Annotated in this window: 16 protein-coding genes and 1 pseudogene; 9 read left to right on the top strand and 8 right to left on the bottom strand. The window is 55.2% G+C overall.

The genetic code is table 11. The annotated features are described in order from the left end of the window. The 5 genes and pseudogenes from CUC53_RS02120 to CUC53_RS02100 form a co-directional block, all read right to left on the bottom strand. On the bottom strand, positions 1–266 hold a 266-nt coding region (locus CUC53_RS02120; protein ID WP_167386655.1), incomplete at its 3' end, for a CobW family GTP-binding protein. A 9-nt stretch (positions 267–275) separates the two neighbouring features. Further along, a complete protein-coding gene (locus CUC53_RS02115) occupies positions 276–1,682 on the bottom strand; it encodes a D-arabinono-1,4-lactone oxidase (RefSeq protein ID WP_100292638.1) in 1,407 nt (468 codons plus the stop codon). Between the two features lie 202 nt (positions 1,683–1,884). Beyond that, positions 1,885–3,506, bottom strand: a pseudogene (locus CUC53_RS02110) (EAL domain-containing protein). Positions 3,507–3,912: 406 nt separating this feature from the next. Next, positions 3,913–6,090, bottom strand: coding sequence for a catalase/peroxidase HPI (gene katG / locus CUC53_RS02105; protein WP_100292637.1), 2,178 nt, complete (start codon positions 6,088–6,090; stop codon positions 3,913–3,915). Positions 6,091–6,440: 350 nt separating this feature from the next. Then, positions 6,441–7,448, bottom strand: coding sequence for a substrate-binding domain-containing protein (locus CUC53_RS02100; RefSeq protein WP_100292636.1), 1,008 nt, complete (start codon positions 7,446–7,448; stop codon positions 6,441–6,443). A gap of 366 nt (positions 7,449–7,814) precedes the next feature. Here CUC53_RS02100 and yihI point away from each other — a divergent pair, with 366 nt between their 5' ends. From yihI to hemN, 3 genes are read left to right on the top strand one after another with little or no spacing between them, the layout of a single operon-like run. Then, entirely contained in the window at positions 7,815–8,390 is a 576-nt protein-coding gene (gene yihI, locus CUC53_RS02095) for a Der GTPase-activating protein YihI (protein ID WP_100292635.1), read from the top strand. Between the two features lie 11 nt (positions 8,391–8,401). Beyond that, positions 8,402–8,842 carry a DUF2489 domain-containing protein gene (locus CUC53_RS02090; RefSeq protein WP_100292639.1) on the top strand — a complete coding sequence of 147 codons (441 nt, stop codon included), beginning with the start codon at positions 8,402–8,404 and terminating at the stop codon, positions 8,840–8,842. Between the two features lie 30 nt (positions 8,843–8,872). Further along, a complete protein-coding gene (gene hemN / locus CUC53_RS02085) occupies positions 8,873–10,246 on the top strand; it encodes an oxygen-independent coproporphyrinogen III oxidase (RefSeq protein WP_100292634.1) in 1,374 nt (457 codons plus the stop codon). Between the two features lie 752 nt (positions 10,247–10,998). On the opposite strand, the gene CUC53_RS18950 is transcribed toward hemN, so the two are convergent. After that, positions 10,999–11,166: a hypothetical protein gene (locus CUC53_RS18950; RefSeq protein ID WP_167386654.1), complete on the bottom strand. Its 168-nt coding sequence runs from the start codon at positions 11,164–11,166 to the stop codon at positions 10,999–11,001. Positions 11,167–11,415: 249 nt separating this feature from the next. Further along, on the bottom strand, positions 11,416–13,563 hold the full coding sequence (ovoA, locus tag CUC53_RS02080) for a 5-histidylcysteine sulfoxide synthase (protein WP_100292633.1): 2,148 nt from the start codon (positions 13,561–13,563) through the stop codon (positions 11,416–11,418). A gap of 353 nt (positions 13,564–13,916) precedes the next feature. On the opposite strand from ovoA, the gene CUC53_RS02075 reads away from it, so the two are divergent. Continuing rightward, positions 13,917–14,330 carry a GNAT family N-acetyltransferase gene (locus CUC53_RS02075; RefSeq protein ID WP_100292632.1) on the top strand — a complete coding sequence of 138 codons (414 nt, stop codon included), beginning with the start codon at positions 13,917–13,919 and terminating at the stop codon, positions 14,328–14,330. A 117-nt stretch (positions 14,331–14,447) separates the two neighbouring features. Here CUC53_RS02075 and CUC53_RS02070 read toward each other — a convergent pair whose 3' ends face one another. Next, positions 14,448–15,821, bottom strand: a complete 1,374-nt coding sequence (locus CUC53_RS02070; RefSeq protein WP_100292631.1) for a GntP family permease — start codon at positions 15,819–15,821, stop codon at positions 14,448–14,450. 156 nt (positions 15,822–15,977) lie between these two features. Here CUC53_RS02070 and CUC53_RS02065 point away from each other — a divergent pair, with 156 nt between their 5' ends. The 5 genes from CUC53_RS02065 (at position 15,978) to CUC53_RS02040 (ending at position 22,380) form a co-directional block, all read left to right on the top strand. Beyond that, complete coding sequence (locus tag CUC53_RS02065; protein WP_100292630.1) at positions 15,978–16,487, top strand: gluconokinase; 510 nt, start codon at positions 15,978–15,980, stop codon at positions 16,485–16,487. Further along, the gene (edd, locus tag CUC53_RS02060) at positions 16,484–18,280 is read left to right on the top strand and encodes a phosphogluconate dehydratase (RefSeq protein WP_100292629.1); all 1,797 of its coding nucleotides are present in this window, start codon (positions 16,484–16,486) and stop codon (positions 18,278–18,280) included. The genes CUC53_RS02065 and edd overlap by 4 nt, the downstream gene beginning before the upstream one ends. 23 nt (positions 18,281–18,303) lie before the next feature. After that, positions 18,304–18,945 (top strand): bifunctional 4-hydroxy-2-oxoglutarate aldolase/2-dehydro-3-deoxy-phosphogluconate aldolase, encoded by a 642-nt coding sequence (locus CUC53_RS02055; protein ID WP_100292628.1) that lies wholly within the window; start codon positions 18,304–18,306, stop codon positions 18,943–18,945. Between the two features lie 620 nt (positions 18,946–19,565). Next, complete coding sequence (locus CUC53_RS02045) at positions 19,566–21,422, top strand: Ig-like domain-containing protein (RefSeq protein ID WP_100292626.1); 1,857 nt, start codon at positions 19,566–19,568, stop codon at positions 21,420–21,422. 142 nt (positions 21,423–21,564) lie between these two features. Further along, the gene (locus CUC53_RS02040) at positions 21,565–22,380 is read left to right on the top strand and encodes a substrate-binding periplasmic protein (protein ID WP_100292625.1); all 816 of its coding nucleotides are present in this window, start codon (positions 21,565–21,567) and stop codon (positions 22,378–22,380) included. Positions 22,381–22,918: the final 538 nt, after the last annotated feature.

Here is a 22,918-nt window from a genome sequence, read left to right as displayed (position 1 = left end):
GCCTTCATAAACAGCCCCTGCAGCGCCTCCACCAAGGAGCCCTGCACCGAGCAGCAGATGCAGCCGGAATCGAGCATCACAACCTGCTCGTCCACTTGCTGTACCAGATGATGATCCAGCCCCACCGAGCCGAACTCGTTGATCAGCACCGCGCACTCGCCAAGCTCTGGCTGCTTGACCCAGTGGTTGAGCAGAGTGGTTTTGCCGCTGCCGAGAAAGCCAGTCAGCAGAGTCACAGGAATACGAGTATCTTGCATATCAGTCATGTCAAATCCTTACCGGTTGGCAAACAGCTTGCTGAGCCAGCGGTTTTCAAAACGGCCATGGGGGTCGAGCTCGGCTTTTAGCGCGAGGAAGTCGTGCCAGCGCGGCAGCAGGGCTGGGAAGTCATAGAGATCCATCGCCAGATGCTTGCCGAAATGGGGAATGCCGCCGAGCGGCACCAGCAGCTGTTGCAGTTCACGCATCTGCGTCATGGAGCCGTTGACGAAGGTGCCGTCCGCCGCCAAATAGACCAGAAAGCCAATCCAGCAGACGGGTTGTTCATAAGCGGCGCTGAGCCAGGCTTCGGAGGGGCCGGTGCAGCGCAGGATAAAGGGGTAGTGTAAGGCGTTCGGGTTAGCCTGCTGCCACGCCTGCAGGGTCTTTAGCGCTTCGTTCATGCGATGGAGCGGCACCGCCACCTCGCAGTTGATCTGGGGGGCAGGGATCCCCTTGCAGAGGATCTGGTAGACGTTGCCCACCAGATCGGAGGCATCCTTGAAGCGGCGTACCGTCTCGAAGTGATCACCCGCTAACGCCTCATCCTTGGTGTCTTTGGCCATCTTCTGCAAAGTGGCGTCGATAGTGGCATTAAGAGCAGCGTTCATGCGGGCGTCGATATCGCCATCCAGCAGCAGCGGTTCGCTGCCGCCAGCACGATAGCGGGCCACCTCCTCTTCGGAGGCGGGATCCACCAGCCAGATGTGGCTCTCGCCGGTCCAGGCGAACCACCAGCTCTTGACGAAGCCGTGCTCGCGGTTGAGCCGCTCGTTGTGCGCCAGCAGGAAGGGGTAGTCGGTGGTGAACTTGGTGCAGCGCATGATGCGGTTTGGCACGGTGCGCAGGGTGACGTCGAGCAAAATGCCGAGCATCCCCATCCCCATCACGAAGGCGCCGAAACGCGGATCGCTGCGATCGACTCGGATGATCTCGCCGCTGGCCAGCATCACCGTCATCGCCGCCACCGCATCGCACAGGGCGGACTGGTGTAGCCCCTGACCGTGAGTGCCGGTGCTCAGCGCGCCGCCCAGGGTTTGGATGCCGATCACACCGGGGGATGCGGGCAGCATCCGCTCCATAGCGATGAGGTCGGCATAGACAGTATCGAGCGGCGTCCCCGCCTGATAGGTCACGGTGTCGGCAGTGTTCGCCAGCTGGCCGCGCAGGTGGTGCAAGTCCACTAGCAGCGCCTGACTGCCCTCGGCATAGACGCTGTGGATGGGTTCAAAAGAGAGGCCGGAGCCGATAAGGCGCAGCTTGCGCTCGGGGTATTCGCGCAGCAGAGCTTGCAGCTCGTCGCGGCTTTGCGGGCGCCATACTTGATCCAGCGCGCCGAGGGGATTGGTTCTCGACCAGTTGAACAGCACCTCCCGATTATCTATCGCCTTGATGCTGTGAAATGCCTGGAACTGAACCGTCATGCCACCCCTCACTACTGTCTGGCTTTAAAATGAGCGCAGATTCTACCGAAAAGTGGCTAACAAGGCATGGAAAACTAGCCCAGATACCAGCTTGAGGCGGGGTATCTGGGGGGCCGACTGATGTGGATACGGTTTGGCGCGTTTGGCGATGACGAGGTGAAGCGCGATGAGGGTCTGCAATAGTGGGCGATGGTGAGATGACCTACGCCAGATTAACCTGGTTATTTGTGGCGCCAAGGCGGGGGGCTAAACCAGCAACACCGGCTACCTCCTGCTCGTCGACCAGACCTTGGGCCTGCGCCACAAATGCTGGTAACGGCATGGGGCGGCCAAACAAATAGCCCTGCAGATAGGTCACCCCTTTGTGCTTGAGATATTCCGCTTGTTGCTGGGTCTCTACCCCTTCCGCCACCAATGAAAGACCTAGCCGAGTAGCCAGATCAATCACGTTATCGACAATATGTTCCGACAGGGATTCAGTCCCGATCCGGCCAATAAATGACTGATCAATCTTGAGATAGTCGACTCGAAACTGCTGGAGATAGGCCAAGCTCGAATGACCCGTGCCAAAGTCATCAATGGCGAGCTGAATCCCCAATACATCAAGTTCCTCAAATAGGGCGAGGGTATGAGCGTTGGCCACGAGCAGCTCTCGTTCGGTCAATTCCAATACCATCACCACCTTGCCCGGTGCAAAGTGACTGAGAAAATGGCGACACTCTGTTAGCAATGAATTATCACGGCAGTGGGCGGCACTGATGTTGAAGCCAATGTGAAAACCATCGGGTAATTGGTCTTGGATCGCCCCTAACTGCTGAGCCACGGTATCCATTAACAAGCTGGTCATCGGGATGATGGCGCCACTCTCCTCTGCTTGCGGGATAAACAGGTCGGGTCGGATCAGGCCGTAGCTAGGATGCTGCCAGCGCATCAAGACTTCGACCCCGATCAGCTGTTCATTGTCACTGCTAACTAGGGGCTGTAAATAGGGAACAAACTCTTTGGCATGGAGGGCTCTGGCCAGTTCGCTGGCTGGCGAGCGAGGTCGCCCCAGCAGCCACCAAAGCAGGAGGGCACACCCCATCGAGGCCCCCAGCAAGACACTCAGTGCTAGCCATCGCCCCTGCCACAGGGAGTGCCAGAAATCAGACTCATCGTATCCCGCATAGATAGAGAAGGGGTACTGCGTCGAGTTCGACTCATGACTAACAAAGGTCGGTTTTTCAAGCGCCTCCTGATGTAATTTACCCTGTTCATCCAGCCACTGGGGCCCCACATGCAGCAACAGCTTGGTCGACTTGCCGCTGAGGGCCAGCATGAACTGTAAATACTCCCCATCGATGGTGCTGAACACCGCTCCTTTACCGTATTGGTTACGGACGGCGAGCAGAGGATGATCCTCGCGGAGCTGATTCCCCGCCGACAACCGCAGCAGGTTATCGCTACGGTCTGCCGCTGATTCAGGCCAGTTAATGTCGCCGAACAGGGAGTTACAGTAGATCCCTTGTTCATCCACCAAACTGATCGTGCGCACAAACGGCACTAAGGCTACCTGCTTGCGCAAGGCAAACAGGGCGTGCTCAATCAGGGCCTGCTGACAAAAGGAAAGAGTTGTTGATTGGCTTTTTGGGCATGGCTGAGCATGGTCTCGACAAGTGCCACTGCTTGCTTGGCTGATCGCTCCGACTCCCGCTCCAAGGAGGTGACGTGGCCAACGCCTAGCGCCCAGCTTCCGAGTAACAGCAGGCAGCCAAAAAGCAGCACAGGCCCACCAAGGCGCAGCCATGGATGAGAGAAGTCGGCGTTGGATAATGACAGCGGCATATCAAGACCATGCAGTAATGTGGATGGCTAATATATCAATCAATACTGAACTGGGGCCTAATGTGGACAAAGATTAACCAGAGGTGAGTGGTGATAAGGTCTGAGGAAGGCCGTGGAGCCTGGCCTGGGTGAGCGACAAGCAAGCCGCTTAGTCTTAGTACCTATCCCATTAGGCTAGTTAGCTAACTTGTTGGCTCTGCATCGAGCCCGAAATATTCACGTACTACACGTACGCTGCGGTTGCTGTGCGCGATGCGAGTCGGCTCCTGTGTCTATGACCGAGGGATGGGTGCCAATCCTGCCTGCTGGGGGAGGTGCGTGGCCATAGAATGTTAGGTTAAGCCATAAAAGAACCCGCACAGCGAGGTGTGCGGGTTCGGATCAGAACGAATTACATCGCCCGTATTTATGCAGTGAGATCAAAGCGATCTGCGTTCATGACCTTGTTCCAGACGCTGATGAAATCGCAGATAAACTTCTGCTGGTTATCATCTTGGGCATAGACCTCAGCGTAAGCACGTAGCACCGAGTTGGAGCCAAACACCAGATCGATCCGAGTTGCCGTCCACTTCACCTTGCCAGTGAGGCGATCGCGTACTTCATAGAGGTTGTCTGCCACTGGATGCCAAGTGTTGGCCATGTCAGTCAGATTGACGAAGTAGTCGTTGGTTAATACCCCAGGCCGGGCGGTGAAGACCCCATGAACGCTGCCCCCATGGTTGGTGCCGAGTACCCGCATCCCACCGATGAGCACGGTCATCTCATGAGCGGTCAAGCCCATCAGTTGCGCGCGGTCGAGCAGTAGCTCTTCAGCAGTGACGGTGTAGCTTTGCTTCAACCAGTTACGAAAGCCATCTGCAAGCGGCTCTAACACGGCAAACGAGTCCACATCGGTTTGGGCTTGGGTCGCGTCACCCCGGCCTAGCTGGAAGGGAATATTCACGGCCACGCCGGCCGCTTTAGCGGCTTGCTCCAGCCCGACGTTACCGGCTAACACAATGACATCTGCCACGCTGATCTGGTGAGCTGCGGCAATCGGCTCCAATACTGTTAGCACGCGGGCTAAACGAGCGGGTTCATTGCCTGACCAATCTTTTTGCGGTGCCAACCGAATGCGAGCGCCATTTGCCCCACCGCGTAAATCAGAGCCACGGAAGGTACGGGCACTGTCCCATGCGGTGGCGACCATGTCGGCGATCGACAGGCTACAGTTGTGCAACTGAGCTTTTACGGCATCGACATCGTAATCACGGCGGCCTGCGGCTACTGGGTCTTGCCAGATCAGATCTTCGCTGGGGGCATAAGGGCCGATATAACGGGTTTTGGGTCCTAAATCACGGTGGGTCAGCTTGAACCATGCGCGGGCAAAGGTCTCGGAGAAATAGGCTGGATCATCGCGAAAACGCTCGGCAATCTTGCGATAGGCGGGATCGAATTTGAGCGCCATATCGGCATCGGTCATCATCGGTTTGCAGCGGATCGAGGGATCTTCCACATCCACCGGCATGTCTGCCTCTGCAATGTTGATCGGCTCCCACTGATGAGCGCCAGCAGGGGATTTTTGCAGCCACCAATCATATTTGAATAACAGCTCGAAGTAGCCGTTGTCCCACTGGGTTGGGTGCGTGGTCCATGCCCCTTCGATGCCACTGGTAACTGTATTGCGACCAATGCCTCGGCTGCTGTGGTTGATCCAACCCAGGCCCTGCTCATCAATGTCGGCGCGCTCGGGCTCAGGCCCCAGTTGCTTCGCATCACCATTACCGTGAGCCTTACCCACGGTATGACCGCCTGCGGTCAGGGCGACGGTCTCTTCATCATCCATGGCCATGCGGGCAAAGGTCACGCGCATATCTTGGGCGGTTTTAAGCGGATCTGGCTGACCATCAACCCCTTCTGGGTTGACGTAAATCAGCCCCATCATCACTGCGGCTAATGGGTTTTCCAGATCACGTTCACCGGAATAGCGGCCACCAGGCTTGCTGCTCGGGGCCAGCCACTCGCGTTCTGATCCCCAGTAAATATCTTTCTCGGGGTGCCAAATATCCTCGCGGCCAAAGGCGAAACCAAAGGTTTTCAGCCCCATTGACTCATACGCGATGGTGCCAGCAAACAGGATGAGGTCTGCCCAGCTGATTTTGTTACCGTATTTTTTCTTGATCGGCCACAGCAGGCGGCGGGCTTTATCGAGGTTGGCGTTGTCTGGCCAAGAGTTGAGGGGAGCAAAGCGTTGATTACCGGTACTGCCACCACCACGCCCGTCGGCAATTCGGTAGGTGCCCGCTGCGTGCCACGCCATGCGGATCATCAGGCCACCATAATGGCCCCAGTCAGCAGGCCACCAAGGTTGGCTATCGGTCATTAAGGCGGTGACATCCTTTTTGAGCGCCGCCATGTCGAGCTTTTTAACTTCTTGGCGATAGTTGAAATCAGGGCCTAGTGGATTGGTTTTGCTGTCGTGCTGATGGAGGATGTCGAGATTAAGGCTCTTTGGCCACCACACCATATTGGCCGACTCGGCCGAGGTGGTCCCACCATGCATCACTGGGCATTTTCCTGCGGAACTTTCTGAATGTTTGCTCATCATTTTCCTTATTTGCTTTGCTACCAATAACGTCAGCATCATGACATACCACAGTGGCGCTATTTGCAACCGCCTAAGTCACTCCCTGCTTATAACGGCACTGCCACTAAAACCATTAGAGTGATGATTTTTATTGCTTTTTTAGTCGCTGTGACAGTTTTTTCATAGATGAAACTGTCAGTAGAGTGTCTAGCATTTGATGGTTGTTGGGGCGATTGGTTCAAAAAAATGTCATTCACAACACATTTATGCTGTCGCCCTGAACTTGACCTGCTTAGCGTTTATATCCACCACCTTTGCTTTAGCTAAACCCAGAGCTGACAACGTTGGGTTTAGGCAGCAATCACTTGTTAGCCCAGACTCTCCCCTTGGTAGAGAGAGAAGCCAAGATCTTTGCGCTGTTCGGTTTGTGGTTGACCATTGAGCCGAGCTAGCAACATGGTTGCTGCTTCGCGGCCTATCTCTTTGCGTGGGGTGACAATGCTCGCCAGCGTCGGGCTCATCGCGCGGCCGATATCAAGCGCGTTGCTGCCTGCGATGGCAATCTGTTGGGGTACGGCAATCCCTTTGGCTTGGCAGCGCAGCAGGGCGCCGACCGCGAGGTCGTCGTTGGTGCAAAATAGACCGTCTAGCTGCGGATCGCGGGCCAGCGCTTGTTCTAATAGCTCTGCGCCCAAGGTGAAGGTCGAGGAATGCTCGGTGAGCAGGTGTTGCCCAGTCAGGCCTGCCTCGGCCATTGCCTGATAGTACCCTTCCATCCGCAGCTGGGTGCGGACATCAAGCCGCGCTCCCAGATAGACCACCCTGCGCCGCCCTCGCCGCAGCATCTCAGAGACCATGGCGCGGGCTGCGGCTTGATGATCCATTCCTACCACCATGTCGATGGGATTAGCCGGCAAATCCATGGCTTCTACTACCGGAATCCCTGCGGTTGCAATCATTTTGCGAGTCCGTGAGGTGTGCTGGCTATCCGATAGGATCAGGCCATCGACGTGGTAAGAGAGCAGGGAGGCGACCTGTTCCTCTTCTCGCTCTGGGCTGTAGCCATAATGGGCGAGCAAGGTTTGATAACCGGCAGGGCGGGTGATGGCTTCGATACCGTGTACGACTGCCGAGAAAACCTGGTTGGAGAGGGAGGGGATCAGAATACCGATGGCCTTGCTGGTGGCGTTCGAGAGAATGTCTGGGGCGCGGTTGGGAATATAGCCGAGGGCATCGACCGCAGCGGCGATCCGCTCGCGCGTCCCTTCGGCGACCGTGTGTGGGTCTCGCAGATAGCGGCTAACGGTCATTTTGGTCACACCCGTTTGATCGGCGATGTCCTGCAAGGTGGGGCGGCGTTTGCGAGTTGGATTCATGACGGCTTCCGAGAGAGATGTTACAGGTAACATTACTGTTTTTGACCCCAAAAGTCAGCCTGTGATGCCAATCTACTCCCTTTCTATGGCGGTAAGGGGCGGCTGGCCGCCTCGATCGGGATGGTCTGACTCAATCTGGGGCTTTTTTCATCTGGCCCATTAACCCACTTGACCATTTTGTGTCAAAATAGCCGCAATATGCCCAGAGGATGCCGATCCTGCGGTGTTCACAGGCCACAAATGGCCAGATTGGTGCAGGATTTTCCTTCCCTTTCCAGGCTATGTCCCCCCGCATCCACACACGCTCTGGGCCATGTCAGCCCGAGAGTGGGCCCCCTGTTAGTTATTTGTCGGAGTCAATCATTCATGTCGGCTAAACAACCCACACGCAAACCAACAGGTAAGCGTAAAGAATCAGAAACTAGCGTTCAGGAAGGTCGTGAGCGTAAAAAAGCCGCTAAGCGCAAAGGCTTAAAGGCTGGCTCTCGTCAGCATGTTGAACAAGAACAGAAGAAAGGGGGCGCCAAGCAAGCTAAGGATCCGCGCACTGGGTCCCGTAAACCCGTTGCGTTAATCATTGAAGAGAAGGCGAGTAAACCGCTCACCCTTAAATCGGCACCTGAAAAAGCGCGGGTCATGACACCAGAGCAAGAGCTGGCGGCCATTGAAAATGATGATCGTTTGAACGCGCTGCTGGATCGACTCGATGCTGGCGAAACATTAGAGGCAGCCGACCAAACGTGGGTCGATGAGCGAGTAGATCGCTACCAAGCATTGATGGATGAGCTTGGCATTATTGATGACGAAGATGATGATGGGTATGAGCTTGAGGATGCTGAACTGACCGAACCGAGCCGCCCAGCCTCTGAAGAAGAGCTGTGGGACCGTTTCACGCAGGTTAATTATCAACCTGAGCCCAAGCCTGAGCCGAAGAAAAAGTGATGAGTGGCTGGCTGCTGGCGGCATCATTGGGGGGCCTGATCTTGTTGGGCTTGGCGTGGTATGCCGGTACCTTACTGGCACAGCTCAAGCGCCAGCAGGTTCGCCAGCAGCAGAGTATTGCAGCCCGTAATGAAGATATTCTCGCCAGTGTTCGGATCATTGCCCATGCGGTGCGCGATGGTCAGTGTGATTATTCGGAGGGGGCTATTCGCCTAACCCATTTGCTCAATGCGTTGCAGATCAAAGGTGGGTACCCCTTTAGCCATGAATTTCCGGGCGTGTATGGTCTTTATGAGAAGGTCAAAGAGATGCCTACTCATGAGGCAAGACGTGCGCTAAAACGGAATGAAGTGATGAAAATGGATCTCGAGCGCAGTGGCTATGAGGCTGAGCTAGAAACACAGATCCTCAAGGATGTCGCCCGACTGAAAGATTTTCAGTTAGGACGCTGAGCCCTGAATAATAAGTAAGAGGATGTAGCAGTGCAGACAGAACAGATTGTGTGGGATCAGGCTCTGATCGAAAAATATAACTACAGTGGCCCGCGCTATACCTCTTATCCGACCGCACTGGAGTTTAACGAGGACTTTGGTTATCCGGATTTGGTCCGTGCCGCCAGCCAATATCCCGCTCGTAATTTGTCACTTTATGTACATATCCCTTTCTGCCACAAGCTCTGCTACTACTGTGGTTGTAACAAGGTGATCACCCGTCATCGCCATAAGGCCGATGAGTACTTAGACGCACTAGAGCAAGAGATCAAAGCGCAGGCTCCGCTGTTTAACCAGCGGCAGGTTACCCAGTTACACTGGGGCGGCGGCACTCCGACCTATCTCGACGAAGCACAGACTCGCCGTTTGATGGCCATGTTGCGTGAACACTTCCATTTTGCCGATGAAGGTGAAATCAGCATCGAAGTGGATCCGCGTGAAATCGAGCTCACCATGTTGGATGTGTTGCGTGAGGTCGGTTTTAACCGCATTAGCCTTGGGGTGCAGGATTTCAACAAAGCGGTGCAAACCGCGGTCAACCGCGAGCAAGATAACGACTTTATTCGCGCCATGTTGGAGCGAGCTCGCGAGCTGGGTTTTCGCTCAACCAATCTTGATCTTATCTATGGCCTGCCACACCAGAACCGCGACAGCTTCCATCACACCTTAGAAGAGGTGCTCAAAACTGACCCTGCTCGCTTGTCTATTTTTAACTATGCCCATTTACCCAGCCGCTTTGCGGCCCAGCGCAAGTTAAAAGAAGAGGCGATGCCAGCACCGCAGGAGAAGTTGGCGATGCTGCAAGACACCATCGCCTTCCTCACTGGCCAAGGTTACCAGTTCATCGGGATGGATCACTTTGCTAAACCGGATGATGAGCTGGCAGTGGCCCAGCGGGCAGGTACCTTGCATCGCAATTTCCAGGGCTATACCACGCAGGGGGATTGTGACTTGCTGGGGCTAGGGGTCTCCTCCATTAGCATGGTGGGTGATGCCTATTCGCAGAACCAAAAAGAACTGAAAGCTTACTATGGTCAAGTCGCTGAGTTGGGTCATGCCCAGTGGAAAGGATGCGCACTCAATCAGGATGATCTGATCCGCCGTGAGGTTATTAAGCGGCTTATCTGTGATTTTCGGCTCAGTTTTACCGCGATTGAGCAGGCTTATGGCCTCAATTTCAGCACCTATTTTGCTGAAGATCTTAAGCTGTTACAGACCTTTATTGACGACGGTCTGGTGCGTATGAGCCATGATGGCTTGGAAGTGGTCTCCACCGGTCAGTTACTCATTCGCAATATCTGCATGTGTTTCGATGTGTATTTGCGTAGCAAAGCACGCCAACAACAATTCTCACGGGTGATCTAAGCGCCAATACGACAGAGCATCTCCAGCCATCGCCTAGTGTGTGCTGGTCATATGCGCTGGTAGGGTGGGATGATAAATAAATGGCGGATAAAAAGATGGGGGCGACTTGCGTCGCCCCCGGTAGTCGTATCGCTCATATCCTTGAACGAAGTTGCTCCCTGCAATCCTTGACTGTAATACCTCTTCCTTTAGGTTTCCCCTTCCCAATCCATTGGGGTGTCCTGTAGCCATCTTGGCCTGACGAGGCATCCATACTCGCCGCACTTTCTCCATCCTGGGAGGTGTCCTTTACCACTTCCTGTGGTGAGTCCTTTACCTAACCCTGGTAGTCCGTCTTCCTGACCGACTTCATCGCGTCCGTGCATGAGTAACTATAAGGGTTTTCCTACAAGCTACAATGGTAAGGTGGAAAACGTTTTTATTTTGCGATAAAAAAGTTCCATAAAAAGATGTTTTTTATATTAAATATCAATTGTTTGGGTTATTTTTGTTCGTTTTTTTCTATCTCATTTTACGACAATGCCAGATTTGTGGGTGGTTTATGTCTCACTAAATAAATGGTCAAAGTCTCACAAGAAAGGCTTTTTGCTAATAAATGTTTTTTGGTTTGTCTGTAGGAATTATCTTATTTGTATTGTTTTGTGACATGCAGCAGTTGGTGATGGGGTAGGGGGCTGACGCTGTGGGTCTATTACGCCACAGGGATGAGGGCACCAAGGTGAGTAAGCAGCTCGCCCTAGTACCCAGTGCATTTAGCTATTTTTGTGCCAGTTGCAGACAAATTCAGGCAGTAGTAATTGGGGAGTACTGTCTATCTGGCAAACCACCAGTGGCATGGCTGGAGCGCCTTCCGCTTGGCTAATGGTAGGGGTTAAAGACAGCAACATGACTGCGCTTAATAGTACGTATTTCATCTTCATGGCAACTCCTTAGTCTTACCTTCGGTATGTGATAAAGATCACAATATGAGTTAAGCCGAGGATAACGGCAGTGCAAACAGGCCACATAAATTCAACTAACGAATAAAGTGTGCGAGTGCAAAACAAACGTGATCTCAAGCTAGGTCATTAGGCCATCTGACGGGGGAATCGGCTGTAACAACCACTCAAAAAGCCCAACGAGATTAACCCGTTGGGCTTGTTACATGGGCTGTGATCGGTAGGGCAAGATTAGCGTTTTCGCCAAACCGTCAACTGGGCCACGGTGTGCTGATACTTACGGGCAGTTTCGCGGATCACGAAGGGAATATCTCGGGGTGGGGTCAGCTCTTCAAACTCAGCTGCCAGCAGCCGTTGCAGCGTCTGATAGGTGGTGAGCGCTTCACCGTTTTCGCGGATACCGCCGAGCCAGTTGGCGGGTGGGGTATAGTCCGCCAGCCAGGTATAGGGGCTGGTGATCATCAGCAGGCCGCCGCTGCGCAATCGAGGGGCAATGTCGCGCAGGAAACGGGCTGGCTCCCGCAGCCGGTCGATCAGATTGGCGGCGAGCACCAAATCGTAGTGGTCATATTTGGGTTTGAGGTTACAGGCATCCCCCTGACTGAAGTGGATACGAGCAATCTCATTGGCGCCCAGACCATGGCTCGACAGGCGCGCCTCGCAATACTCCACTAGCTTGCCCTCCTGCGGGATGGCATAGCGGAAGCTGTCCTGGCTGGCGAGGTCCAGCGCCACATCGATAAAGCGAGCTGAGTAGTCCACCCCGTCCACATGCTGGAAGTGGCGAGCCAGCTCGAAGCTAGCGCGGCCGGTGGCACAGCCGATATCCAGCGCCCGCTGGTGGTTGCCGCACAGCTCGCCGGCTAAGTCGGCCAACGTCTTGGCGTAATTAGCGACGCCGAAGTGGCTCGGACCGTACTGGAAGTCGAGATATTGGGCGACGAGCGTGTCAGTTTCATAAGGATTCACGATAACGGGTTCCTGATAACGGGAGACCAGATAGCGGAAGCCCGCATGCTGGAAGAAGTGACGCCGGAAGGCGTAACGGGATGATTTGAGCGTTTCGTTACCTGTGCTGATCCAGCTGCCGCCCTTGATCAGGGTGTGCTTGCCATCAAAGGTGGGGGTGGAGAAGTCGTCGTAGAGCGGGTGGATTTTAAAGCCGTCGAAGCCATCGATGGCAGTGCTGGTCCACTGCCAGACATTGCCCACTAGATCGAAGAACTCCCCTTGCGGGCAGGCATCTACTGGGCAGGAGGAGGCAAAGCGGGCCAGATTGATATTGCCGGGGGCCTGTGTCCAGTCCGGCTGATCGCCGGGCACCTGCTCGCGCAGCAGCTGCCACTCCGCCTCGCTCGGCAGCTGGATGGGGAGTCCGGTTTGGGCTGCCTTCCAGCGACAGAAGGCGGCGGCCTCCAGCTGGTTTACCTCGACTGGCCAGTCCCAAGGCATGGCGACCTGCTCGGTCATCAGCCGCAGCTGCAATTGCCCAGGCTCGGCGGGGTCGCCGACCCAGAAGGTGGGCATCTGCGCCTTGGCGTACTGGCACCAGCTCCATCCCTCCTCATCCCACCACTGCTGCTGGCCATAGCCGCCCTGTACGAAGGCGAGGTACTCGGCATTACTCACCAGCATCCGGCTGGCCTGAAACGGGGCCAGTTCGATATGGCGCTCGCCATATTCGTTGTCCCAGCCGTAGGTCGCATCCTGCTTGCCAAAGCGCACTTTGCCGCCAGCCACCGGCAGCAGGCTGTTGGCGGGCACTTGGTCAAGGCGCAGGCGCGCGTCGGTGCAGGCGGGCCAATAAGGCTGCGGTTGCACCCAAGCGAGCGGCAACTGGCGGATCAGCACGCTGGAGGTCTCGAGGTGGATGCGCTCGTGCTCTATTCCCATCAGGATCACCCAAGCCGGGCTCTGCCAGTCGATGGGTAGGGTGAGCGGCATCTGGCGAATGAAGTCGCACACCAGCGTACGGACTTTGGCTCGATAGCTGCGTAGCTCAGTGACCTTGGGCCAGTCGTAGTGGGTTTCGTCCAGATCGTCCCAGCTCATCTCGTCCACCCCGATGGCGACCATGGCCTCGATGCGGGCATCCAGCCGCTGATCGATCAGGCGCGCCGCCAGCAGCTTGTTGATAAAGAAAGCGGCAGTGTGGCCGTAGTAGAAAATAAGCGGATGGCGTAGCGGGATCGCCTTGTTGAACCAGGCGCGCTCATCGGCCAGACAGTCGAACAGCGAGTCGTACAGATCGAAGGTTTGGCAGAAGTAGGCGAGCAGCTCGCGTCGCTTCTGTTCGGGGTCGCTGCCAGTCAGCAAGGGAGTGCGGGTTGGCGCAGCTAAGCCGATGGCATGAGGTAAAGGATAACGAGCTTGGGTCACACACAGACTCCTTGTTGGCCATAACGAGAGGGTTGGTTGGCGATAAGCGTTACCGCTCGCACACAGCGCACTCTATACGCACAAGGTATCACTTTTAGTTCAACCAGACCGTCTGCTCAATAATATTGATGGTCAGCATAATAAATGGTGGTGATGCCCTAGGTGCGGCCTGATGGGGCGGCACAGGCCCACTGGGTATGTGACTAAAGGCCGCACATTCTCTGGCTGGCCTAGCCCACCATTGCGGGCACACCTGACCTTGGCGGCAAGCGTGCTTGACCTGCATTAGTCTAAGCGGTACTGCTTTAGCCCCTTTGTCATCGCCATCTATCACTGATACAGCAGGAGCTTATATGTATTTAACCGCCATTCAGGCCCCACAAGAAGATGAGATCGACGCGCTGCGCATGGGCCTGACGGACTATAACGTAAGCCAGGCTGGCTGTTATCTGCGCGAGCGGATCGCCAGTGTTATCAAGGATGAGCAAGGCAAGATACACGGCGGCATCATTGCCGACATTCGGTGGGGTTGGCTGCATGTGGACTGGCTCTGGGTCGATGAGTCTATCCGACAACGTGGGTGGGGTCGCCGCCTGCTTGGCGCGATGGAACAGTATGCCCAGAGTAAGGGGATTACTCGCTACCATCTGGAGACGACCACTTTTCAGGCCCTCCCTTTTTACCAAGCGCTGGGTTACCAGGTATTTGGCCAGCTGCCCGATATGCCGCCGGGGCATCTCTGTTATTTTCTGAACAAGCAGTTATGAGCTGATGCGCAGCCAGTACCGTGGCAGACATGACACAGCCACCCATTAGGGTGGCTGTGTCTACTCGGTGCGACCGGGAATACCACGCTTGCAACGTGGGGAACCTCGCGGCGTGAATTAAAACACCATGCTCGCCAATGCCACGATCAAAAAGGCGATCGTGCCAAGCAGGGTCTCCATCACGGTCCACGTTTTGAGGGTGGTCTTCACGTCCATATTCAAGAAGCGACCCACCAGCCAGAAGCCTGAATCGTTGAAGTGAGAGAGCACGGTGGCGCCACCGGCAATGGCAATCACGATAAAGGTCAGATCCAGCTCGCTTAAACCCGGTGTGGCCGCGACCATCGGGGCAATCAGCGCCGCCGTGGTCGTCAGGGCGACCGTGGCTGACCCTTGCGCCACCCGCAGTGCGGTTGCGACCAAGAAGGCAGCAACAATCACTGGCATACCGGTATCTGACAGGGTGTCAGCTAAGGCACTCCCAATACCACTGGCGCGCAATACGCCACCAAACATACCACCCGCACCAGTGACCAGAATCACGGCACAAACTGGGGCTAGCGCATCGTTACAGAAGGTTTCCAGCTTCGCTTTGCCTTGCTGACGACCAAACACCAACAGCGCATAGAGCAGGGTAATCAGTAGTGCAACGGGGGTCTTACCCACCATGCGCAGCAAATTCACCCAATCTGCCCCTTTGTCGATCATGCCCATGGTAATCAGGGTATTGAGACCCGTTTCCATGAAGATAAGGACCAGTGGCAACAGCAAAATAGTGATGACCTGGGTAAAGCTAGGCAATTGATGAGCCGGAATCGCGGCAGAGTCAGTGAAGCTCGGTGGTAGAGGCAGTTCAAACTTCTTGCCAGCCCACAAGCCAAACAGATAAGCGCCGAGATACCAAGTCGGGATCGCCACCAGTAAGCCAACGATGGTCAGTAGGCCAATATTGGCACCCAGCAGCTCGCTAGCCGCCACTGGGCCCGGGTGTGGTGGCAGGAAGGCGTGCATTACGGCGAAAGCGCCTGCGGAGGGCAGCGCATACTTGAGTACCGAGCCACCAAACTGCTTAGCCACGCTGAAAATGATCGGCAGCATCACGATCAGGCCCGCATCAAAGAAGATGGGGAAGCCGAACAGCAGAGAGGCAACCCCTAATGCCAGCGGTGCCCGATGGGCGCCAAAGCGATTGATCAGGGTATCAGCCAGCACCTTGGCGCCCCCGGTCATCTCCAGAATACGGCCGATCATGGCTCCCAAGCCGACCAGCAGCGCAACCGACGCTAAGGTCGTGCCAAAGCCGCCGAGGATGGTGGGTACCACCTGATCGTAGGTGACACCGGTGGCCAGTGCGGTCACCACACTGACCAGGGTCAGGGCGACAAACGCGTGGATTTTGAACTGCATAATCAGCAGCAACAACATGATAATTGCACCGCCCGCTACCGAGAGCAGGTAGGCAACATCTGGGGTATTAGCCACACCTTCCATAACTGTTTTCCTTATTAAAAGCCTGTGATTGTCTCGTTCGATATTTTGTGGCGTACTTCACATAGTACGTGGTTACCGGTAACATGTTACCGGTAACGTGGTAGATTAGAAGCCATCAATCGCTGGTTTTTTGAAAAGTGGGACAGAGGTCAAATTATGGCGGGTAAGTGCATTATCGTGATGGGTGTCTGTGGCAGTGGTAAATCCAGTGTGGGCCTGAAAGTGGCAGATACGTTGGGCGCCAAGTTCATTGATGGAGATGATCTGCATCCCAGAGCCAACATCCAGAAGATGGCAACGGGTACCCCCCTTAACGATGAAGACCGCGCCCCTTGGCTGGAGCGCATTCGTGATGCCGCCTATAGCCTTGAGCAGAAAAATGAGGTCGGCGTGATCGTCTGTTCTGCGCTTAAAAAACAGTACCGCGACCAGATCCGCGAAGGCAACGAGTCAGTGAGTTTTATCTTCCTTGATGGCAGTCAGCCGCTGATCCTCGAACGGATGCGGGCCCGCAAAGGCCACTTCATGCGGGAAAGCATGGTACAAAGTCAATTCGATACCCTGGAGCGCCCAGATGGCGAAGCTGGGGTATTTCACATCGACATCGACGGCACCTTCGAGCAAGTGGTTGATCGCGCCGTCACCGCATTGGAGCAAGCCCAATGATTCATCCAGTTATTTCCGAGGTGACCACCCGCATTCGCGAGCGCAGCGTCGCCCGTCGTCAGGCATTTCTAGCCCGCATCCAGCGTCAGGCCGAACAGGGCAAAACCCGCGCCGCGTTAGCTTGTGGCAACCTAGCTCACGCGGTGGCAGCCTGCAGCACTGACGAGAAGGGTCGCATTCTCGACATGACCCGCGCCAACGTCGGCATCGTCACCGCCTACAACGACATGCTGAGTGCCCATCAGCCCTATCAGGGCTACCCCGACCTCATCAAGGGGGCGCTGGCTGAACTGGGCCACAGTGCTCAGGTCGCCGGTGGCGTACCCGCCATGTGCGACGGCGTGACTCAAGGTCAGCCGGGGATGGACATGTCGCTGTTTTCTCGTGATCTCATCGCCCAGGCGACCGCGCTGTCGCTCTCTCATAACACCTTCGACGCCACCCTGCTGCTCGGCATCTGCGACAAGATTGCGCCGGGCCAGATCATGGGGGCGCTCTCCCACGCCCACCTGCCGACCGCCTTCGTACCGGCTGGCCCGATGGCGAGCGGCATCAGCAACGATGAGAAGGTCAAGGTGCGTCAGCAGTACGCGGCCGGTGAAGTAGGTCGCGACGCCCTGCTGGAGATGGAGTGCGGCGCCTATCACGGGGCGGGCACCTGCACCTTCTACGGCACCGCCAACACCAACCAGCTGGTGTTTGAGGCCATGGGACTGATGCTGCCGGGCTCCGCGTTTGTGCACCCGTACAGCGAGCTACGCCGCGCCCTCACCGATGAGGCCGCCCGCCGCATCAGCGCCATGATCCCTGGCTCCCCCGCTTATCGTCCCTTGAGCGATGTGCTGGATGAGCGCTCGCTGGTCAACGGGCTGGTGGCCCTGCTCGCCTCCGGTGGCAGCACCAACCACAGCATCCACATGGTGGCGCTGGCCCGTGCGGCGGGTTTGGTACTGACTTGGGATGACATCAGCGATCTCTCCGACGTAGTGCCGCTGTTGGTACGCATGTATCCGAACGGCCCAGCTGACGTCAACGCGTTCGAACAGGCGGGTAGCGTGCCCGGCCTGATGCGCCGTCTGGCGCAAGAGGGGCTGATCCACATGGATGCCACCCCGGTGTTTGGCGAGATGCAGGATTACCTCTGCCGCCCGATATTGGTCAATGGTCAACTGGTGTGGCAGCCGGTGGGCGAGAGTAGCGATGCGAGCGTGTTGTCCCCCTCCGGCAGCGTGTTTCAGGCCACCGGCGGCACCAAGCTACTCAGCGGCAATTTAGGTCGCGCCGTGGTCAAGGTCTCCGCCGTCGCCCCCGAATATCGGGTGATTGAAGCGCCAGCACGGGTCTTCTCCTCCCAACATGCGGTGGAAGCGGCCTACAAGGCAGGCGATCTCAATCAGGACACTGTGATCGTGGTGCGCCACAACGGTCCCGCCGCCAACGGCATGCCGGAGCTACACAAGCTGATGCCGGTGCTCGGTAACCTGCAGAAGGCGGGTTATAAAGTGGCGCTGGTCACCGATGGTCGACTTTCTGGTGCCTCCGGCAAGATCCCGGCCGCCATCCACGTTACCCCAGAAGCGCTGCACGGCGGGGCCATCGGCCTGCTTACCGATGGCGACCTGCTGCGGGTAGACGCGATAACCGGCAGACTCGACTGCCTAACCGATTTGAGTGGCCGTACCCAGGCCGAGATTGACCTCACGCTGGAACAAGAGGGGTGGGGCCGCGAACTGTTCAGCGTGATGCGTCGCGCGGTATCGAGCGCCGAGTGTGGCGCCACTATTTTTGACTAAGAGCCTTTGACTAAGGAAGCGTTATGCAGAACTGGAAAGTGACCCCGGCCGAGGTGTTTGCCGCCTCGCCGCTGGTACCCGTGATGGTCATCAACGACCTAGAGCAGGCCTTGCCGATGGCCAAGGCACTGCTTGATGGCGGTATCTCCGTCTTCGAAATCACCCTGCGCACCCCGGTGGCCCTTGAGGCCATCGCTCTGATCGCTAAGGCGATGCCGCAGGCTATGGTAGGGGCGGGTACCGTGCTCACTACGGCGCAGTACGATGCCGCCGTGGCCGCGGGTGCTCGTTTTATCATCTCCCCAGGGCTTACTCCGACACTGCTAGCCCATGGCGCCACCAGCACGGCGCCGCTGATCCCGGGCGTGGCTACCCCGTCTGAAGTGATGCAGGCGCTGGAAGCGGGCTACGACCACCTCAAGTTCTTCCCAGCCGAAGCGAACGGCGGCACCAAGACACTCTCTGCCATTGCCGCGCCGCTGCCCCAAGTGACGTTCTGCCCCACCGGCGGTATCGGCCCGAAAAACGTGGCCGATTATCTGGCGCTCAAATGCGTGGCCACCGTCGGCGGCTCCTGGATGCTGCCGGCTGATGCGGTTAACAGTGGCAACTGGGAAGAGGTGACCCGCCTTTCCCGCGAAGCGGTCGCCTTGGCGCGAGCCTAAATGGCCGCTGGCATATAGCTAGCACCTTGTTGACAAGCCACCCGCGGGTGGCTTTTTTGTGATGGCAGGGGAACACGATAAGAGGAGACCACGCACCCTACTGATCCCATCGTCGAAGCTTATTTTGCTAAATTAGCCCGACATCAGTGTATTTTTGCAGGCCCTATATCGCGGCGGGTATATCGACCTTCTTCTGGTCGGCATGCATTTTGATCAAAATAAACTCCACCGTAACTCCGCAATATTAGGAAATAACAACCTCAAAATCGTTAATAACAATTCTAATAAAAACTATTAATACGTTAGTCTAATTAGATGACAGTATCGAAGTAAAAGCGTGCATCCCATTAGTGAGAATGAGACGTCTCAGCGTGTCTATTAACTTAATAATGAGATTTATTTTGCCTGTTAAGTCCATACAGACAAGCGCTATTATTTTTATTGTCATTATGTTGTTCAGCAGTCTATTTCTCACCGAGGATATCAACCAACCTGACATCAAAAATCATTTATTGAGCTGTTGGTTATTTGAGGGTCTATCCAAAAGTACATTTCGATTGAAAATATCGTAAATAATACCAAACAAAATATAAATAACTTTAATTGCATGAGGGAACATCATGAAGTTGTTTTTTTATATCTTAAGCGTTGTCTTGTTATTGGGTTGTAGTGGCGGCAGTGATACTAAAACAGCGGGGGAGCTATTGCCCCCTGATGTGACGGTAGCCCGCCTTGCTATTGTGTCGACTACCGTTTCTTTACCCGTGGGATTGGATGAACAGCTTAAGGCTGACGCTCTGCTTTCCAACGACCAAGTGCTGGATGTAACCAGCCACACTGCCTTGAATTGGAGCAGTAGCAATCCAGCGATCGCGACTGTCGAGAACAGTGGTCCTAACAAAGGGCGCGTGACAGGTGTCGCTATGGGAACCGTGACGTTGACCGCTTCGGGCGTGGCCAATGGCCAATCCTTCACCGCGAGTACGGTACTGGCGATCACTGATGCGGTGGTGACCGATTTACGGGTTACCTCTGCAATTTCCGGGTTACCCGTTGGCTTGAATACCCAGCTCAAGGCCGATGCGGTGATCTCGAATGGCCAGGTGTTGGATGTTACTCGCAATGCCATCCTCAATTGGGTGAGTAGCAACCCAGGGATTGCCACCGTTGAAAACAGTGGTCCCAATAAAGGGCGAGTGAGTGCACTGGCAAGAGGAACCGTTACCTTGACAGCCACAGGGACGGCGAATGGCCGATCATTTAGCGCTAATACTGTGCTTGACGTCACTGATGCCGTAGTTACTCAGTTGCAAGTTAGCGCCGCGACTCCTGAGTTAGCGGCAGGATTGAGCACACAGCTCGGGGCCGATGCCTTATTGTCTGATGGTCGGGTGCTGGCAGTGACCAATCATGCGGCACTGAACTGGAGCAGTGATAACTTGGGGGTAGCGACTGTCGAGAACAGTGGTCCTAACAAAGGGCGCGTGACGGGCATTGCCGTAGGGACAGTCACGCTGACCGCTGCAGGGGTGGCGAATGGTCAATCATTTACTGCTAGTACTGTGCTTAAGATCACTGATGCCGTGGTCACTCAGCTGCAGGTTAGCGCTGAGACGTCAGCGTTACCGGTGGGATTGAGCACACAGCTCAGGGCTAGTGCCTTATTGTCTAATGAGCGGGCACTGGATGTGACCAATAATGCCGCCTTGGGTTGGAGTAGTAGTGATCCGAAAATTGCCACTGTCGAAAACAGCGGTCCAAACCAAGGGCGTGTAACGGGGATTGGGGTGGGCAAGGTGACCCTGACTGCAGCGGGAATGGCGAATGGCCAGTCTTTTACCGACAGTCTTGCGCTTGAGATTACCGATGCTGTCGTGACAGATCTGCAGGTCACTGCTGCGATTGCAAGCTTACCTGCTCGATTGAGTACGCCGCTCAAGGCGAACGCAATATTGTCGGATGGTCGGGAGTTGGATGTGACCAGCAGTGCAGTGTTAAATTGGAGCAGTAGCCACCCAGAGATTGCTACCGTCGAAAACAGCGGCCCTAATAAGGGACGTGTCACCGGCGTGGCGGTGGGCACTGTTACCCTGACTGCGGCGGGGATGGCTAATAACAGGCCCTTCACCGCAAACACCGAGCTTGAGATTATTGATACCTTACCGGTTCCTGATACGGGGAGTTTTAGTTCACCGGATGGGTTTAGACGAATGTGGGCGAACGCGGATAATTACTGCCGAACCTTGATATGGTCCGGGCAGGATGATTGGCGATTACCTTCAATGAATGAATTGACCGCACTGTATAATCAATATCCGAATAATCAACTCAAGACCATCTTGGGCTGGCCGACAAATTTCGTATATTGGTCTGCGACATTGTTTAGCCCTAATGCGTACTATTATGCCGATCTCTCTAATGGTCGTTCTAGCGGCACAAATGATGTTTCCGATAACTATGTGACTTGCATTCGCTAACCGAGCCATTCCCGGGATTTTAAATTTCATGCAGTCGGAGTTCTTAATGAGCTCCGATTGTGTAAGGATTAATCCATCGGCACATAGCTTAGGTCATTCTCTATGAACACGGATAGCGCCATTCAACCTACACGGGGTCAGCATGAATAGATCACCGTTTGGCTTGGGTTTCACCACCTTCAGGATGTATCAACTCATTGTTTCAGTCATATTCAGCAGCATGATAACGGCCCCAGCGAGAGCAAATCATCTGACGTTGGCGGCGGAAAATGACTGGGCGCCCTATAGCTCAGCGGATAAAATGACGGGAGAATTGGTAGGTTTAACACCCGCTTTGGTGAGGGCCGCGTTTGCTACTGAAAACATTAATATTCATTTTAAAAAGATGCCCTTTTCAAGATGTATGCGTAGCGCGACGACTGACATCGTGCTTGGTTGTTTTAATGCAGCTGAAACCGCTGATAATAAACAGAATTACTTTTGGCATACCACCCCATTATTTCAAGATAAACTCATTGTATTTTCATTAAAAAAAGAGATGATACCACCGCCTGCTATTATGGAGCTCCGAGGTAAACGGGTTGGGATCACCTTGGGCTATACATATCCAGATATATTTTCGAAAGATAAAAGTATTCTGCAATATAAAGCAAGATCAGATTACCAGCTTATTAATATGCTAATAAGAGGGCGTGTTGATTATATTTTAATGAATGAGCGTCCGGCGCTGGTGAGAATAAAAGAGAAAGGCGTCGCCAACATTATTCATAATGTGGGCAGCTTATCTAACGATGACTTTAAAATCGCTTTTTCTCGGCATCATCCTCAAGGGCAGGAGATGGCACAGCGCTTCGAGCGAGGATTACGCACGATTAAGCAGAATGGTGTTTATGACGACATCATGCATACCTTTTTGGATGATCCCTCGCGGGGGCAAGCTCTGCGACTTGAGCAGTAAGGCGGCACGGTTGCTGGTGGCGAGTAAGCCGTCAGGATGAGCCTATCGACGGGATACGCGGTGTCACTTTAACTGGCAACGACACTGGGAGTTGGGTCGACCATCTTGGCAGTGGGAGGCTGACTCGAGCTGGCATTGTCCATAGCACCATGACGTAGCCTAGCGTGTCATCAGATTGCCATCAAAATGCCCCGCTACCGTCATATAGCCCCACTAGCATCTGTGCTCGGTTGTCGCTGGTCTAGTCCAGATGGGGCGTGTGATGCACTGATCGCCCGTGCTCAGGTTCAATAACCTCTTACCACTTCCGGAGTGGCTGCCAACCGTTGCTGGTCTCCGCCTGTGCTGCCGTTGCCCCACGGCACACTGACCCTTGCTCACGGGCGACGCGAGGAGATGGCAGCGGGGGAGATAACGGGCCGTTGCCCTTGAGGTCAGCTCCAATCAGCTATCCGTCAATGGCATTTGACCTTGGCCTATACCACCAGTGACAGTTGCCGTGGCCATGAGTTGAAACCAGTGAGTCGAAACCAGTGAA

This window comes from Aeromonas cavernicola (assembly GCF_002795305.1).
GTDB lineage: Bacteria > Pseudomonadota > Gammaproteobacteria > Enterobacterales > Aeromonadaceae > Aeromonas > Aeromonas cavernicola.
Note: the sequence above shows the minus strand (reverse complement) of the source record. Positions and strands in the feature narration are given on the sequence as shown.

Bases quoted from the DNA above. Each gene is read 5' to 3' on its own strand.
- CUC53_RS02070 (WP_100292631.1), bottom strand. From the start codon at position 15,821: ATGGAAGGTGTGGCTAATACCCCAGATGTTGCCTACCTGCTCTCGGTA.
- CUC53_RS18950 (WP_167386654.1), bottom strand. From the start codon at position 11,166: ATGAAGATGAAATACGTACTATTAAGCGCAGTCATGTTGCTGTCTTTA.
- CUC53_RS02065 (WP_100292630.1), top strand. From the start codon at position 15,978: ATGGCGGGTAAGTGCATTATCGTGATGGGTGTCTGTGGCAGTGGTAAA.
- CUC53_RS02100 (WP_100292636.1), bottom strand. From the start codon at position 7,448: ATGAATCCAACTCGCAAACGCCGCCCCACCTTGCAGGACATCGCCGAT.
- yihI (WP_100292635.1), top strand. From the start codon at position 7,815: ATGTCGGCTAAACAACCCACACGCAAACCAACAGGTAAGCGTAAAGAA.
- CUC53_RS02055 (WP_100292628.1), top strand. From the start codon at position 18,304: ATGCAGAACTGGAAAGTGACCCCGGCCGAGGTGTTTGCCGCCTCGCCG.
- CUC53_RS02115 (WP_100292638.1), bottom strand. From the start codon at position 1,682: ATGACGGTTCAGTTCCAGGCATTTCACAGCATCAAGGCGATAGATAAT.
- CUC53_RS02075 (WP_100292632.1), top strand. From the start codon at position 13,917: ATGTATTTAACCGCCATTCAGGCCCCACAAGAAGATGAGATCGACGCG.
- edd (WP_100292629.1), top strand. From the start codon at position 16,484: ATGATTCATCCAGTTATTTCCGAGGTGACCACCCGCATTCGCGAGCGC.
- CUC53_RS02040 (WP_100292625.1), top strand. From the start codon at position 21,565: ATGAATAGATCACCGTTTGGCTTGGGTTTCACCACCTTCAGGATGTAT.
- katG (WP_100292637.1), bottom strand. From the start codon at position 6,090: ATGAGCAAACATTCAGAAAGTTCCGCAGGAAAATGCCCAGTGATGCAT.
- CUC53_RS02045 (WP_100292626.1), top strand. From the start codon at position 19,566: ATGAAGTTGTTTTTTTATATCTTAAGCGTTGTCTTGTTATTGGGTTGT.